Source organism: Streptomyces sp. NPDC093089 (assembly GCF_044754405.1).
Lineage (GTDB): Bacteria > Actinomycetota > Actinomycetes > Streptomycetales > Streptomycetaceae > Streptomyces.
This window is the reverse complement of the sequence record NZ_JBIVPA010000026.1, coordinates 1-13,857: the sequence shown is the minus strand read 5'-3', so window position 1 is coordinate 13,857 and position 13,857 is coordinate 1. Positions and strand designations below refer to the sequence as shown.

Annotated in this window: 13 protein-coding genes; 10 read left to right on the top strand and 3 right to left on the bottom strand. The window is 74.8% G+C overall.

What is annotated here, in order from left to right:
* Positions 1 to 54: 54 nt before the first annotated feature.
* Positions 55 to 195: a hypothetical protein gene (locus tag ACIQFX_RS38255; protein ID WP_402473022.1), complete on the bottom strand. Its 141-nt coding sequence runs from the start codon at positions 193 to 195 to the stop codon at positions 55 to 57.
* 348 nt (positions 196 to 543) lie between these two features.
* Here ACIQFX_RS38255 and ACIQFX_RS38250 point away from each other — a divergent pair, with 348 nt between their 5' ends.
* The gene (locus tag ACIQFX_RS38250) at positions 544 to 1,179 is read left to right on the top strand and encodes a hypothetical protein (RefSeq protein WP_402473020.1); all 636 of its coding nucleotides are present in this window, start codon (positions 544 to 546) and stop codon (positions 1,177 to 1,179) included.
* A 42-nt stretch (positions 1,180 to 1,221) separates the two neighbouring features.
* Here the strand turns inward: ACIQFX_RS38250 and ACIQFX_RS38245 are convergent, their stop codons facing one another.
* Together ACIQFX_RS38245 and ACIQFX_RS38240 are read right to left on the bottom strand one after the other, a co-directional pair.
* Positions 1,222 to 3,225, bottom strand: coding sequence for a SpoIIE family protein phosphatase (locus ACIQFX_RS38245; RefSeq protein ID WP_402473019.1), 2,004 nt, complete (start codon positions 3,223 to 3,225; stop codon positions 1,222 to 1,224).
* 119 nt (positions 3,226 to 3,344) lie between these two features.
* A complete protein-coding gene (locus ACIQFX_RS38240) occupies positions 3,345 to 4,028 on the bottom strand; it encodes a DUF998 domain-containing protein (protein WP_402473017.1) in 684 nt (227 codons plus the stop codon).
* 235 nt (positions 4,029 to 4,263) lie between these two features.
* Between ACIQFX_RS38240 and ACIQFX_RS38235 the strand changes: the two genes are divergently transcribed.
* The 9 genes from ACIQFX_RS38235 to ACIQFX_RS38195 all read left to right on the top strand — a co-directional run bounded on the left by ACIQFX_RS38235 (position 4,264) and on the right by ACIQFX_RS38195 (position 13,769).
* Positions 4,264 to 4,587 carry a YciI family protein gene (locus ACIQFX_RS38235; protein ID WP_402473015.1) on the top strand — a complete coding sequence of 108 codons (324 nt, stop codon included), beginning with the start codon at positions 4,264 to 4,266 and terminating at the stop codon, positions 4,585 to 4,587.
* A gap of 124 nt (positions 4,588 to 4,711) precedes the next feature.
* Entirely contained in the window at positions 4,712 to 6,679 is a 1,968-nt protein-coding gene (locus ACIQFX_RS38230) for a sigma-70 family RNA polymerase sigma factor (protein ID WP_402473012.1), read from the top strand.
* Between the two features lie 217 nt (positions 6,680 to 6,896).
* On the top strand, positions 6,897 to 8,618 hold the full coding sequence (locus ACIQFX_RS38225; protein WP_402473010.1) for a sensor histidine kinase: 1,722 nt from the start codon (positions 6,897 to 6,899) through the stop codon (positions 8,616 to 8,618).
* Complete coding sequence (locus ACIQFX_RS38220; protein ID WP_017236514.1) at positions 8,618 to 9,019, top strand: roadblock/LC7 domain-containing protein; 402 nt, start codon at positions 8,618 to 8,620, stop codon at positions 9,017 to 9,019. Before ACIQFX_RS38225 ends, ACIQFX_RS38220 begins: the two co-directional genes overlap by 1 nt.
* The gene (locus ACIQFX_RS38215) at positions 9,016 to 9,369 is read left to right on the top strand and encodes a DUF742 domain-containing protein (protein WP_402473008.1); all 354 of its coding nucleotides are present in this window, start codon (positions 9,016 to 9,018) and stop codon (positions 9,367 to 9,369) included. Before ACIQFX_RS38220 ends, ACIQFX_RS38215 begins: the two co-directional genes overlap by 4 nt.
* Entirely contained in the window at positions 9,350 to 9,979 is a 630-nt protein-coding gene (locus tag ACIQFX_RS38210; RefSeq protein ID WP_402473005.1) for a GTP-binding protein, read from the top strand. The genes ACIQFX_RS38215 and ACIQFX_RS38210 overlap by 20 nt, the downstream gene beginning before the upstream one ends.
* Entirely contained in the window at positions 9,976 to 11,205 is a 1,230-nt protein-coding gene (locus ACIQFX_RS38205) for a cytochrome P450 (protein ID WP_402473003.1), read from the top strand. The genes ACIQFX_RS38210 and ACIQFX_RS38205 overlap by 4 nt, the downstream gene beginning before the upstream one ends.
* Entirely contained in the window at positions 11,202 to 12,446 is a 1,245-nt protein-coding gene (locus tag ACIQFX_RS38200) for a cytochrome P450 (RefSeq protein WP_402473001.1), read from the top strand. Before ACIQFX_RS38205 ends, ACIQFX_RS38200 begins: the two co-directional genes overlap by 4 nt.
* Before the next feature lie 93 nt (positions 12,447 to 12,539).
* Positions 12,540 to 13,769: a nitric oxide synthase oxygenase gene (locus tag ACIQFX_RS38195; protein ID WP_402472999.1), complete on the top strand. Its 1,230-nt coding sequence runs from the start codon at positions 12,540 to 12,542 to the stop codon at positions 13,767 to 13,769.
* The last annotated feature ends 88 nt before the right edge of the window (positions 13,770 to 13,857 follow it).

The following is a 13,857-nucleotide window of genomic DNA, read 5'->3' as shown; positions in this document are numbered from 1 at the left end:
GAGGCCGCCGATCCACGCGGCGGATCACCGCGAACCATGGCCGGCGGCACGGATTCACCGCCCGGCCGACCGCTTCGGCATCGCGCACGCGGCCGACGCGACCTCGCTCACCGGCAGCGGCGCCACCATCGGCACCCCGTCGTTCATGGCTCCCGAACAGGCCGCGGGCAGCAGGGTCACACCGGCGACGGACATCTTCGCGCTCGGCCAGGCACCGCCCCCGCCGACCGGCGCCCCCGGACCCGGGCCCGCCCCGGGCTACTCCCCCACCGCGCCGGCCGGACCCGCCCCGGGCTACCCGCCGACGGCGCCCTCCGGTCCCGGCGCGGCCTACTCCCCCACGGCTCCGGCCTCGTCGGCCGCCCCGCCGGCCGGCCCTCCCGCCGGGTTCGGTCCTCCGGCCGGGCACCAGCCCCCGCCGGGGCCGTACACGACGCCCGCCCCCACACCGCGCCGTCCCACGCCGCCTACGCTCCGACGCAGGGACCGGCCCGGACACCGGCTCCGCCGCACCCGCAGGCGTACGCACAGGCCGCCCACCCGGTGCCGGGCGCCCCCGGCGCACAGCGCGCTCCGGCCGGGCGCGGCCTGCTCGTGGCCGTCGCCGCCGCGGTGGCCTTCGCCGTGGCGGGCAGCCTCACGGCGTACGTCGTGCTCAAGGACGACGACAAGGGGCGGTCGACGGCGGACGGCGGCGGCGAGCCGAGCGGCCGGAACGGCGGGAGCGCGAACGGCGGCGGCTCGACGGGGGCGACGTCCGGGGCGAAGCCGTCGTCGAAGCCCGAGCCGAAGCCCTCCGACTTCAAGGCGATCAACCTGACCGCCGGATACCACCTGACCCTCCGGGACGACACGGTGCGTCCGCAGGCGGGCGAGGACGGCGGGTACGAGCTCTCGTACGACACCGGCGGGTACCTGGACGCCGAGAGCAGCGGGGGCGGTCTGGTGCTGCTCGACCCGGGGCAGGAGGGTTCCCTCGCCACGTGCCGGGCGGAGACGCGGTTCGCCGAGAACATCCACGTGAACAAGCTGGCCACGGGCCGTCAGGTCTGCGTCACGACCGGTTCGGGCCATCTGGGCCTGGTCACGGTCAAGGGCCTGTCCCCCGAGGACTCGCCCAGTACGTACATGACGATCGACGTGACGGTCTGGCGCAACGCGGCCGCCTCCTCCTCGTAGGCCGCGTAGGCGGTCGGCGGCGGTCGTCGTGGGCGGTGCTCGTCAGCTCCTGGCGGGCCCCTTCGTGCCGATCTCCGCCCAGACGGTCTTGCGGTCGTCGATGTAGCGCACTCCCCAGTCGTCGGCGATGGAGGCGCAGATGAGGAGCCCGCGGCCGCCCTCGTCGACGGCCTTCGCGTGGCGCAGGTGCGGGGCGGCCTGGCCGGCGTCGCTCACCTCGCAGATGACGCCGGCGCCGTCCCTGAGCAGGCGGAGGGTGATCGGGGCCTCGCCGTAGCGGATGGCGTTGGTGACGAGTTCGCTGGCGACGAGCGTCACCGCGAAGGGGTCGAGCGGGAGGTCCCACACGGCGACGCGGTCCTCGACGAGGTTCCGGGCGGTGCCGACCGCCTCGAAGTCGAAGGGGATGTCCCACTCGGCCAGTTCGTCCGGAGACAGCCGGCGGGTGCGGGCGAGCAGGAGGACGCGGTCGGGGGCGAGGAGCCGTTCCACGTCGTCGGCCATCGCTTCCGGGTCGCGGTCGGGCCGGGAGAGCGCGGCCATGATCCCGTCCGGTCGGGCGCCCTCGTCGCCGGGCGGGGGTGCGGAGGCCAGGCAGAGCGTGCTGCCCTCGGGGAGCTCGTGGGTCGCGCAGGCGAACGGCGGGCCCTCGGCGCCGAGCAGGGGCCCGTCCTCGACGGGCCGGTCGTCGACCGACCCGTCGGGGCGCACGACGGCGAAGAGGGAGGTGCCCGCGCGGGCGACGTCGAGGCGGCCGACGGCGGGGTCGTACACGGCGATCGTGCAGCTCGCGGTCGGCTCGTCGGCCCCGGGGGCGTCGCCCTGCTCGCCGGAGAGCCGGCGTGTGGTGGTGTGCAGCCGGGCCAGGAGTTCGTGCGGGTCGAGGTCGAGGGTGCTGAGGCTGTGGACGGCGGTGCGCAGCCGGCTCATGGTGGCGACCGCGCTCAGCCCCGGGTTCTCGACCTGGCCGGCGACCAGGGCCACCCGCGCTCCGGGCAGCGGGATCACGTCGTACCAGGATCCGGCGCCGGTGCCGCCGGGGCGGTGCCGCTGGGCGACGTCGACGGCCCGCTGGGTGGCCTCGTGCTGGCGCAGCGGCCAGCCCTGCAGCGCGTACATCACGACGTGCTCGCGGGTGAAGCGGAGCGCGTTCTCCAGGCAGGTCGCCGTGCGGGCCGCGATGGCGTCGGCGAGCACGACGTCGTCGGGGCCGTACGGTTCGGCGGTGTCGGCGCGGTGGAAGGCGACGGCGCCGAGCACCTGCCCGTGCGCCTTCAGTGGTGCCACGAGAACGGCCTGGGGGCGGCGGCCGTCCGCGGCCTCGGCGGGCAGCAGGGTCGCGGCCTCCGGCAGCGTGTCGCCGAAGATGCCCGGCAGCAGGACCGGGCCGACGTCGGGTACGGGCGGGCCCGCCTCCGTCCGGCCGGCGGCGGCGCAGCGGAGCAGCGGGGCCGTGTCGGCGGACTCCAGGGCGGGGTCCTCCCCCCTGAGGACGGCGTCGGTCAGGGCGACGACCACGGAGTCCGCGAACCCGGGCAGGGTCACCTGGACCAGTTCGCGGGCGGTGCGCTCCACGTCGAGGCCGGTGCCTATCCGCTCGTGCGCGTCGTGCAGCAGGCCGAGCCGGGCGCGGGCGCGTTCGCGGTCGGTGACGTCGGTGCTCGTGACGACCAGGCCGAGCGCGTGTCCGTCGGCGTCGTCCAGGCGGTGGACGGAGACGGAGAAGACGGAACGCCGGTGGGCGTCGCCGGTCGGCCGGCCGGTCACCAGGAAGTCGGTCGCCGAACGGCCGGTGGCGAGGACGTCGCGGAGCACGGTCTCGTCGTACGCGATCCCGTAGAGGGCGTAGGCCTCGGCCGCCGGACGTCCGACGACGCGTTCGGCCGGGTTGCCGCGCAGCCCGGCGGCGACCTTGTTCACCTTGATCACGCGCAGGTCCCGGTCCAGCACGTGGAGTCCCACCTGGGGCTGGGTGAAGACAGCCCTCAGGAACGCCTCTCCCCACCCGTTTCCGCCGATCGTGACCAGAGACTCTTCCTCGTCCACTCGCCCCTCCCGCCGGGATGCACTCCCCCGAGCCTCCCTCACCGCGGTGCATCCCGCGAACGGACGACGGCCGCGGACCGCCGGTGCGGTCCGCGGCCGTGGTCCGCGGGACGGGCCGTTCAGTGGCCGCGGCGGTGGCGGGCGGCCACCGCGGCGACCAGGAGGAGCGCGCCGACGGCGCCGACGGCCAGGGTGAGGGTGCCGGCCTCGCCGCCGCTCATCGCCCAGCCGTTGCCGAGCAGGAGGGCGGTCCCGGCGGCGCGGGAGGCGATCGTGTAGCCGCGGTCGCCGGCACGGTGGAAGTGCCGGCCGAGGACGTAGCAGGCGGCGATCAGCGAGGTGAAGGTGACCGACCCGGCGGCGAAGTGGGCGTAGCTGTGCCAGGTGAGGGTGGCGGGCGGTCCGTAGGGGGTGCCCACGGGGAAGCCGTCGGCCGGGTCCATGACGAACAGGCCGGCGGCGATCATGCCGAGGCCGGCGATCCGCACCAGCCGCGGGGCCCAGGTGCCGCCCGCGGTGCCGTGCAGGGCCCTGCGCAGGCCGGTCGCACCGACGGTGAGCAGGACCCCGGCGACCAGGAAGTTCGCGATCTGGAGCCAGCCGAGCGAGCCGTTGCTCAGGGCGCTCAGCGGGTGGCGGGTGAGGTCGAAGCCCTCGCGGGTGGCGGCCTGGATCAGGGACACCGCCGCCCACAGCGGAGAGGCGACGGCCACGCAGGCGAGGAGGGCCCGCGTGCCGGGCCGTGCGGGGACGGCGGCGGCGGGGACGGCGGCGGTGGCGGTGGGGCTGTGGAGCGTGGTCATGGCGGGCCTCTCGGTGTCGTCCTGTCCGGGTTCTCGCTGACACGTCGATCCGGCGATGTGACAGGGAACGCAGCGCATTCCCTGTCACATGTCGCTGATCGACGTACGGGCGGAACCACCGCACGGCGCACCCCCGCTCCGAGCGGACCGGCGCCGCGCACATCGACACGAAGCGGCATCCGCACCGCGCGCGTCCGCGCCCCACGCATCCGTACGACGAGGAGACGAGAAACCCATGCGCTACCTGATGACGACCAAGCCGTCCGACACCGCCCCCGACGAGGCCCTGTACGCCGAGATGGGCCGGTTCATCGAGGAGCTGACGGCGTCCGGCGTCCTGCTCGCCACCGGGGGCCTGGAGCCGGGAGGCGTCCTGGTGTCCTCCGCCGGCGACGAGATCACGGTGACGGACGGGCCGTTCGCCGAGGCGAAGGAGGCCGTGGTCGGCTTCGCGCTGATCGAGGTCCGTTCCAGGGAGGAGGCGATCGAGCTGGCGCGGCGTTTCCGCCGGATCGTCGGCGACGGCGTGAGCGTCGTCCAGGAGGTCTTCGGCCCTTGAGCGACCGTCACCGCCGAGAGGGCGTACCGCCGTTCGGGCGGGGCGCCCTCCGGGCCCTGACCAGGGAGGAGCACCCGTCCCGGCTTGCGTGCGAGCCGGGGCGGGTGCTGTCATCGTGCCTGTGGTGAACGCCCATCGCACGATCGACGCGGTCTGGAAACTGGAGTCGGCCAAGATCATCGCCGGGCTCACCCGGCTGGTGCGCGATGTCGGCCTCGCCGAGGAGCTGGCGCAGGACGCGCTCGTCGCCGCCCTGGAGCAGTGGCCCGTCTCGGGGATCCCCGACAACCCCGGCGCGTGGCTGACGACCACCGCGAGGCGGCGGGCGGTCGACCACATCCGGCGCTCCCGGCGGCTGACGCGCAAACAGGAGGAGCTCGCCCACGAGCTGGAGCGGCGGGGGGAGCCCGAACAGGACGACGTCCTGCGCCTGATGCTCGTCTCCTGCCACCCCGTCCTGTCGACGGAAGCGCGGGCGGCGCTCACGCTCCGGCTGCTCGGCGGCCTGACGGTCGAGGAGATCGCCCGGGCGTTCCTCGTGACCGGCGGGGAGGTCACCCGGCGCATCGCCGGGGCGAAGCGGACGCTGGCCGAGGCCGGGGTGGCGTTCGACCTGCCGGAGGGCGCGGAGCTCGCCGGACGCCTCAGGTCGGTCCTCGAGGTCGTCTACCTGGTCTTCAACGAGGGCTATGCGGCGACCTCGGGCGACGACCTGATGCGCCCCGGGCTCTGCCTGGAGGCGCTGCGGCTCGGCCGCCTCCTCGCGGAGCTCGCGCCGCAGGAGGCGGAGGTGCACGGCCTGGTCGCGCTCATGGAGATCCAGGCGTCCCGCTCGGCCGCGCGCACCGGGCCGTCCGGCGAGCCCGTCCCGCTGCACGAGCAGAACCGCGGGCGCTGGGACCCGCTGCTCGTCCGCCGCGGGTTCACGGCGATGCTGCGGGCGCGCGAGGCCGGCGGCACGCCCGGCGTGTACGTGCTCCAGGCTGCCGTCGCCGTCTGCCACGCCCAGGCGCGGACCGCCGAGGAGACCGACTGGGCCAGGATCGCCTCCCTGTACGAGGCGCTGGTCCGGCTGCTCCCGACGCCGGTCGTCCGGCTCAACCGGGCGGTGGCGCTCGGGATGGCGTACGGGCCGCAGGCGGGGCTCGACGTCGTCGACGGCCTGCTCGCCGATCCCGCGCTGCGCGACTACCACCTCCTGCCCAGTGTGCGCGGTGATCTGCTGGCGCGTCTGGGGCGGCACCAGGAGGCGCGGACGGAGCTGCACCGGGCGGCGGCCCTGACCCGGAACGAGGCGGAGCGCGCCTTTCTGCTCCGGCGCGCGGACGCGTTCCCCGACGCCGGACCGGGCGGACCGACCCTCGGCGGTGCCGCCCGCGCCTTCCTGGGCCGCGACGAGCTCGACGCGGCGACGGTCCACTCGTACGGGCAGACCCTCCGGCGCCTGTGCCTGGCGCTCGGCGAGCGGCAGCCGCTGGACTCCCTGACGGCCGGGCAGGTGGCGGGGGTGTTCGCGACGGCCTGGGGCGGGGCGGCGGCCCGCACCTGGAACCGGCACCGCTCGGCCGTCCGTTCCTTCGGCGCCTGGGCGTCCCTGGGCGACCTCGCCGCGGAGCTGGAGCGCCGGCCCGAGACGCGCGCCCGCGCGGTGCCGCTGAGCTCCGCGCAGCTCGACGCCTTGTGGGGCGACCCGGACGTGCCGCTCCGCGAAAGGACGCTGTGGCGGCTGCTCCACGAGTCGGGCGCGGGCGTGACGGCGGTGCTGTCGCTGGACGTGGAGGACCTGGACCTGGACGACCGCAGGGGCCGTGCGGGCAGTGCCTGGGTGACCTGGCGGTCCGGCACCGCCCTGCTCCTGCCCGGGCTCCTCGCCGGGCGGACGCGGGGGCCGGTGTTCCTGTCCGAGCGGCGCCCCGGACCGGGCCGTGTCCCGGCGCCGGAGGACCTCTGTCCGGAGACGGGCCGCCGCCGGTTGTCGTACGCGCGGGCCGAGTACCTCTTCAAAGCGGCCACCAGGCCGCTGGACCCCGAGGCGCACGGTTTCACCCTCCACCGGCTGAAGGCCCGGCCGGAGCCGCGCCGGGCCGGGTAGTCGTGTCGCCCGGTCGACGGGGCCTCAGGAAGTGGTTACCGAAAGGTACTTCCTGGGGGGTCGGCAAGTCTGGACCTTCTGGACGCAATGGCGGAAAAGTATGCCCAGATGTGGACGCCGATACGATCAGGAGAGTTCCAAACTGATCAACAACGGATCTATAGTGCCGTCGTTGCGACTCCCTTCCCCCGCGTGCCCGCTCCCGAGAGTCTGGTCGATGTCGGCGTCACCCACCCCCTTCCGCCCTGCCCTGATCGCCTCGCTGCTGACCGCCGCCGCGGGTGGCGCGCTCGCCGCCGCGGCCGTCGCCGCGGCACCGGGCGATGTCCGCACCCCGCTGGGCTGGCTCGGCGCCTGCGGCATCCTGCTGCTCTCGGCCGCGGCCTACGCCGTGACCTGGTACGGGCGGACCTCGCGCGCGCTGAGCCGGCGGGCCGAGACCCTCGCCGCCGAGATCGCCGCCAAGGACGCCCACGTCACCCGGGTCACGGCCGCCGCCGAGTACGAGGCGGCCGCCCTGGAGGAACGGCGGACGGCGGATACCGCGGCCGCCGAAGCGGCCCACGCGGCACGGACCGAGGAGCTCCTCCGGGCCCACGCGGCCGAGGTCGCCGCACTCGCCCGGGACAACGCCGCGGGCACCGCGCTCCTGGAAACCCGGCTCCGCCGCGCCGAGTCCGGCCGGTCCGCCGCCATGGCCGCGGCGGCCAACGCCGCCGGCCGCATGCAGGCGCTCGCCACGAGCATGCTCGCCGACCTGCGGGAGATGGAGAACCGGCACGCCGACGAGGACGTCCTGACCGACCTCCTGCACCTCGACCACCGCACCGCGCAGGCAGGGCGGCTCGCCGACTCCGTCGCCGTGCTCAGCGGGGCCAGGTCCGGCCGCCGCTGGGCCCGCCCGATCGGCATGGAGTCGATCCTGCGCGGCGCCATGGGCCGGATCAGCGGCTACCAGCGGGTGCGGCTGCACTCCAGCAGCGACGCGGCCGTCGCCGGCCACGCGGCCGAGGGCGTCATGCACGCGCTGGCCGAACTCATGGACAACGCGGCGAACTTCTCGCCGCCCACCGCCGAGGTGCACGTCTACGTGGAGGAGGTCCCCGCCGGCGTCATCATCGCCGTCGAGGACAGCGGCCTGGTCATGAGCGACGTCCAGCAGCGCCGCGCGGAAGCTGCCGTCGGGTCCGCCCCGCAGGACCTGGCCGGCCTCTCCGGCACCCGCCTCGGCCTCGCGGTCGTCGGCCGCCTCGCCCGCAAGCACGGCCTGACCGTGTCCTTCCGCCCCTCCGCGCGCGGCGGCACCGGCGCCCTCCTCATGCTGCCCCAGGAACTCATCAGCCACGCGCCCGCAGAACCGGCCGCCGCCGCCGACCCGCTGCCGCCCGTCTCGGGCCGCGCCCTGGCCGCCCCCGCACCCGCGGCGGTCGTCCCGCCGCCGGCGACCGCTCCGGTCCCCGAGCCCGAGACCGTGCACGACAGCACGGCCGAAAGCACCGGCGAGCACCCGCAGTTCGGCGAGAGCGGACTGCCGCAGCGCCGACGCGGCCGGGCCATGGCCGCCGCCCACCCCCAAGGCCCCGAAACCGCCGCGGGCGCACCCTCCGAGGGCCCGCGCACCGGCGCGGCCGCCGGCGCGGCGAACCGGTTCGGCACCTTCCGCCGAGCGGTCCGCGGCGCCTCCGCCGACCCGTCGGCCGCCGATCCGTCGGCCGACGAACCGCGAGGCGACGCCGGAGCCGGGACGACCGGGCCGGCGGACACCAAGCACTCCCCCGCCGCCGCGCCCGCCCCGCAGGCCCCGGCCGCCCCCGCCGCGTCCGTACCCGAAGACCGCCCCGGCACCCCCGCCGTACCGTCCGATCCGGCCGGCCCGGCGTCCGCCCCCCGGACGCCGTCGCCGTCCTCGAACCCCCCGTACCCGGAAGGCACCCCGTAATGACCGGCTCCACCACCGACGAGAAGCTCAGCTGGCTCCTGGAGGGCCTGCTGGAACGCACCCCGGGCACCCGGCACGCCCTGGTGCTGTCCCGCGACGGGCTGAAGCTCTGCCGCACCCCCGAGCTCTCCGTCGACCAGGCCGACCAGCTCGCCGCGATAGCCGCCGGCATCCAGAGCCTGTCGCACGGTGCCTCCGTGGAGTTCGGCGACGGCACGGGCGGGGTGCGCTCCGCCATCGCCGAGTTCTACGGCGGCATCCTGTTCATCGTGGAGGCCGGCGAGGGGGCGCACCTCGCGGTCGTCGCCGACGAGGACGCCGACGCCGGCCTCGTCGGCCACAACATGTCCGAGCTGGTGGAGCAGTTGGGCGAACACCTGGTCGCGAGGCCCCGGGGATGAGCCGCGGCAGGCCGGGCCGGGACGACTCCCCCGACCGCCTCTACACCCTGACCGGCGGCCGCAGCCACGCCGGTTCCGACGCCTTCGACCTGGTGACCCTGGTGGTCTCCGAGAGCGACCCGGTGCCCGGCATGCAGTCCGAGCACGCGGCGATCCTGCGCATGTGCCGTCTCCCGACGGCGGTGGTGGAGGTCGCGGCCGGGCTCGGCCTGCCGGTGTCGATCACGCGGATCCTCCTGGCCGACCTGCACGACACCGGCCGGATCAGCGCCCGTCACCCCCGCACGGCGTACCGCCTTCCCGATCACGACATCCTGGAGCAGGTGCTCGTTGGACTCCGTAACCTCTGAACAGCGCCAGACCCTGCGCAGCACCGCCGACAACGGGCTCAAGATCGTCGTCGTCGGCGGTTTCGGAGTCGGCAAGACCACCCTGGTCCGCTCGGTCAGCGAGATCCGTCCGCTGAACACCGAGGAGACGATGACCCAGGCCGGCGAGGGCGTCGACGACACCGCCGGCGTCGCCGCGAAGTCGGCCACGACGGTGGCCTTCGACTTCGGCCGGATCTCGCTCGACGCCCACAACGTCCTGTACCTGTTCGGGGCGCCCGGCCAGGAGCGGTTCTGGTTCCTCTGGGACCGGCTGTTCTCCGGGACGCTCGGCGCGGTCGTGCTCGTGGACACCCGCCGGCTCGCCGACTCCTGGTACGCCATCGACCGGCTCGAACACCACGGGACGCCGTTCGTCGTCGCCTGCAACGACTTCGGCGGACCCGCCCACACCCCCGCCCAGATCCGCGGGGCCCTCGACCTCGCCGACGAGGTCCCGCTGGTCTTCTGCGACGCCCGGTCGCGGGAGTCGAGCAAGCAGGTCCTCATCGCGCTCGTCGAGCACCTGCGGACCGTCGTCGCCCCGGCCGAGCGGCCGGTCCCGCAGCCGATCCCGGAGCCCGCCCCGTGACCCTCCCCGAGCACCCGCCCGTCCCCCTGAGCGGGCCCCGGTTCCAGACCGACCCCAACGAGCTGTACCGGCAGATCCGGCGCGAGCACGGAGCGGTCGCCCCCGTCGTCCTCGACGGCGACGTGCCCGCCTGGCTGGTCCTCGGCTACCGCGAGCTCCACCAGGTCACCAGCGACCCGGTGCTCTTCTCCCGGGACTCCGAGCTGTGGAACCAGTGGGACTCCATCCCGGCGGACTGGCCCCTGCTGCCCATGATCGGCCGCAAGCAGCCGTCCATCCTCTACACCGTCGGCGAGCGGCACCGCGAGCGGGCGGCCGTCGTCTCGGACGCCCTGGAGGCCATCGACCCGTTCGTCCTGAAGGAGCGGGCCGAGCGGTTCGCCGACGAGCTGATCGACGCGCTCTGCGGCAAGGGCTCCTGCGACATCATCGCCGAGTACGCGATGCTGCTGCCGGTGCGCGTCCTCGCCAGCGTGTACGGCTTCCCCGACGAGCAGGGCCCGGCGCTCGTCACCGCCATGAACGACATGATCAACGGTCAGGAGGGCGCACTGGAGGGCCAGCGCCACCTCGCCGGGTCCATGTTCGCCCTGCTCGCCGCGAAGTCGGAGGCGCCGGGCGACGACGTGGCCTCCCGGATGCTCGGCAACACCGCCGGGTTCACGGTCGAGGAGGTCGCGCAGGACCTCATGGTGATGATGGCCGCCGGCCACCAGCCCACGGCCGACTGGATCGGCAACTCGCTGCGGCTGATGCTCACCGACGACCGGTTCGCGGCCTCGCTCTCCGGGGGCCGGCACAGCGTCGGCGAGGCGATGAACGAGGTGCTGTGGGAGGACACCCCCACGCAGAACGTCGCCGGCCGGTGGGCCTCCCGCGACACCCACCTCGGCGGGCGCCGGATCGGCCGCGGCGACCTGCTGATCCTCGGCCTGGCCGCCGCCAACGGGGACCCGCACGTGCGGGCCGACTCGGGCCGGCTCACCGGCGGCAACAACGCCTACCTGTCCTTCGGCCACGGCGAGCACCGCTGCCCCTTCCCCGCCCAGGAGGTCGCCGAGACCATCGCCAGGACGGGCATCGAGGTGCTGCTCGACCGGCTGCCGGACGTGGACCTCGCGGTCGCCGAGGGCGACCTCGCCCGGCGGCCCTCCCCCTGGCTGCGCGGCCTCACCGCGCTTCCCGTGACGTACACCCCGACCCCCGCGCTTGGAGCACTCGGATGACCTGCCCGCACGCCCACGCCGCCGCGTCCGGCACCGACGCCATCACCCTGGACCCGTTCGTCGCCGACCTCGACGGCGAGAGCGCCCGGCTGCGGGCGGCGGGCCCGCTGGCCCGTGTCGTCCTGCCCGGCGGGGTCGCCTGCTGGGCCGTCACCCACCACGCCGAGGCGCGGCGGCTGCTCACCGACGCCCGCCTGGTCAAGGACATCGACGTCTGGGGCGCCTGGCAGCACGGCGAGATACCGATGGACTGGCCGCTGATCGGCCTGGCGAACCCCGGCAAGTCGATGCTGACGGTCGACGGCGACGAGCACCGGCGGCTGCGCACGCTGGTCGCGCAGGCGCTGACCGCGCGTCGGGTGGAGCGGCTGCGCGAGGGCATCGAGGCGCTGACCACGGGCATGCTGGACCGGCTCGCGGAGCGCCCGGCGGGCGAGGTCGTGGACCTGAAGGCGGAGTTCGCGTACCCGCTGCCGATGAACGTGGTGAGCGAACTCATGGGCGTCGACGCGGCCGACCACCCGCGGATGAAGGCCCTGTTCGAGAAGTTCTTCTCGACGCAGACGCCGCCCGAGGAGGTGCCGCAGATGATGGCGGACCTCGGCGCCCTGTTCGCGGGGATCGTGGCGGGCAAGGCGGAGAAGCCCGGGGACGACCTGACCAGCGCGCTGATCGAGGCGTCGGAGGGCGGCGACCGGCTCACCACGGAGGAGATCACCAACACCCTCCAGCTGATGGTGGCGGCCGGGCACGAGACGACGATCAGCCTGATCGTCAACGCCGTCGTGGCCCTGGAGACCCACCCCGAGCAGCGCGCCCTGGTGCTCGGCGGCGAGGTGCCGTGGGCGAACGTGATCGAGGAGACGCTGCGCTGGTCGACGCCGACCTCGCACGTGCTGATCCGCTTCGCCACCGAGGACATCGAGGTGGGCGACCGGATCCTGCCGAAGGGCGACGCGCTGATCGTGTCGTTCGGCGCGATCGGCCGGGACGAGGAGCAGCACGGTCCGACGGCGGGCGAGTTCGACGTGACCCGCGCGCCGAACCGTCACATCTCCTTCGGTCACGGCCCGCACGTCTGCCCGGGCGCGGCCCTGTCCCGGCTGGAGGCCTCGGTGGCCCTGCCGGCCCTGTACGCGCGCTTCCCGGGGCTGCGGCTCGCCGTGCCGCGCGAGGAGCTGCGGAACAAGCCGGTGGTCACGCAGAACGACCTGTTCGACCTCCCGGTCGTCCTGGCCTGACGGCCGCAGGCGTCCGGCAGCGTAGCAGCGGGGTTCCCCTCCCGTGCGGAGAACGTCCTACTCTCCGCGCCCGAGTGTGTTCATGCGGTAGTCATGAGCCCGGGAGGGAACACCTTGATCTTCAGCCTGAGCCGCCGCCGGAAGCCTGCCCCCACGAGTGCCGCCTGTCCGTACGCGCCCGGCCCCGACGGCCCCGCGCCTGCGGGCGCGGGGCCGTCGGGGCGGGCCGGGGCGGTGCCGACGGACCTGCGGGAGGCGGAGGAGTTCGTCCGGCAGTTCCACCGCGAGCAGCCCGGCGCGGGCGACGTGGAGCTCAGGGTGCGTGCGGTCCGGTCCGAGATCGGCCTGACCGGAACCTACGAACACACCGCCGAGGAGCTGGCGTTCGGAGCCCGGGTCGCGTGGCGGAACGCGGCCCGCTGCATCGGCAGGCTGTACTGGCGGAGCCTGGTGGTGCGGGACCTGCGGCACGTGACGGCGGCCGACGACGTCGCCGCCGACTGCTTCGCCCACCTGCGGCAGGCCGGCAACGGCGGCCGGATCCGCCCGGTGATCTCCGTCTTCGCCCCGGACCGGCCGGACCGTCCCGGGCCGCGGATCGTCAACGACCAGCTGGTCCGGTACGCCGGGCACCGCGCGCCCGACGGCCGCTGGACCGGCGATCCGCGCGGGGCGCCGCTGTCCGAGCGGGCGGTCGGCCTGGGCTGGAAGCGGAGCGAGGAGCGGTTCCAGGTGCTGCCGCTGATGGTCGAGGAGCGTCCCGGCGACCGGCCGCGGTGGTACGAACTCCCGGACGACGCCGTGCACGAGGTCGCACTCACCCACCCCGACCAGGCGTGGTTCGCGGACCTGGGCCTGCGCTGGTACGCGGTGCCCGCGATCAGCGACATGGCGCTGGAGATCGGCGGGGTGCGCTACCCGGCGGCACCGTTCAACGGCTGGTACATGGGCACGGAGATAGGCGCCCGCAACCTCGCCGACGCCGAGCGCTACGACCTGCTCCCGGTGGTCGCGGACCGGCTGGGCCTGGACCGGTCGAGCGAGCGCACGCTGTGGCGGGACCGGGCGCTCGTCGAGCTCAACGTGGCGGTGCTGCACTCCTTCCAGGAGGCGGGGGTGACGATGGCCGACCACCACACCGAGTCGGAGCGCTTCCTCCGGCACATCGACCGGGAGAGCCGCCTGGGCCGGGCCACTCCCGCCGACTGGAGCTGGATCGTCCCACCGGTGTCCGGCTCCGCGACCCCGGTGTTCCACCGCTACTACGACCCGGTGGACCCTTCCCTGCGACCGGCGTTCGTCCCGCGTACGCACATCCCCTAGATGAATGAGTCCGATGTATTCAGTGGTCGTAGGCGATCAGTGAGCGTTTGACTGCGGCGTCGGTGGTCCAGTTGTGCCAGATGCCGGC

Excerpts from the sequence above, each read along its gene's own strand:
- ACIQFX_RS38255 (WP_402473022.1), bottom strand. The coding sequence starts at position 195 with ATGTCCGTCGCCGGTGTGACCCTGCTGCCCGCGGCCTGTTCGGGAGCC.
- ACIQFX_RS38240 (WP_402473017.1), bottom strand. The coding sequence starts at position 4,028 with ATGACCACGCTCCACAGCCCCACCGCCACCGCCGCCGTCCCCGCCGCC.
- ACIQFX_RS38235 (WP_402473015.1), top strand. The coding sequence starts at position 4,264 with ATGCGCTACCTGATGACGACCAAGCCGTCCGACACCGCCCCCGACGAG.
- ACIQFX_RS38225 (WP_402473010.1), top strand. The coding sequence starts at position 6,897 with ATGTCGGCGTCACCCACCCCCTTCCGCCCTGCCCTGATCGCCTCGCTG.
- ACIQFX_RS38220 (WP_017236514.1), top strand. The coding sequence starts at position 8,618 with ATGACCGGCTCCACCACCGACGAGAAGCTCAGCTGGCTCCTGGAGGGC.
- ACIQFX_RS38215 (WP_402473008.1), top strand. The coding sequence starts at position 9,016 with ATGAGCCGCGGCAGGCCGGGCCGGGACGACTCCCCCGACCGCCTCTAC.
- ACIQFX_RS38200 (WP_402473001.1), top strand. The coding sequence starts at position 11,202 with ATGACCTGCCCGCACGCCCACGCCGCCGCGTCCGGCACCGACGCCATC.
- ACIQFX_RS38195 (WP_402472999.1), top strand. The coding sequence starts at position 12,540 with ATGAGCCCGGGAGGGAACACCTTGATCTTCAGCCTGAGCCGCCGCCGG.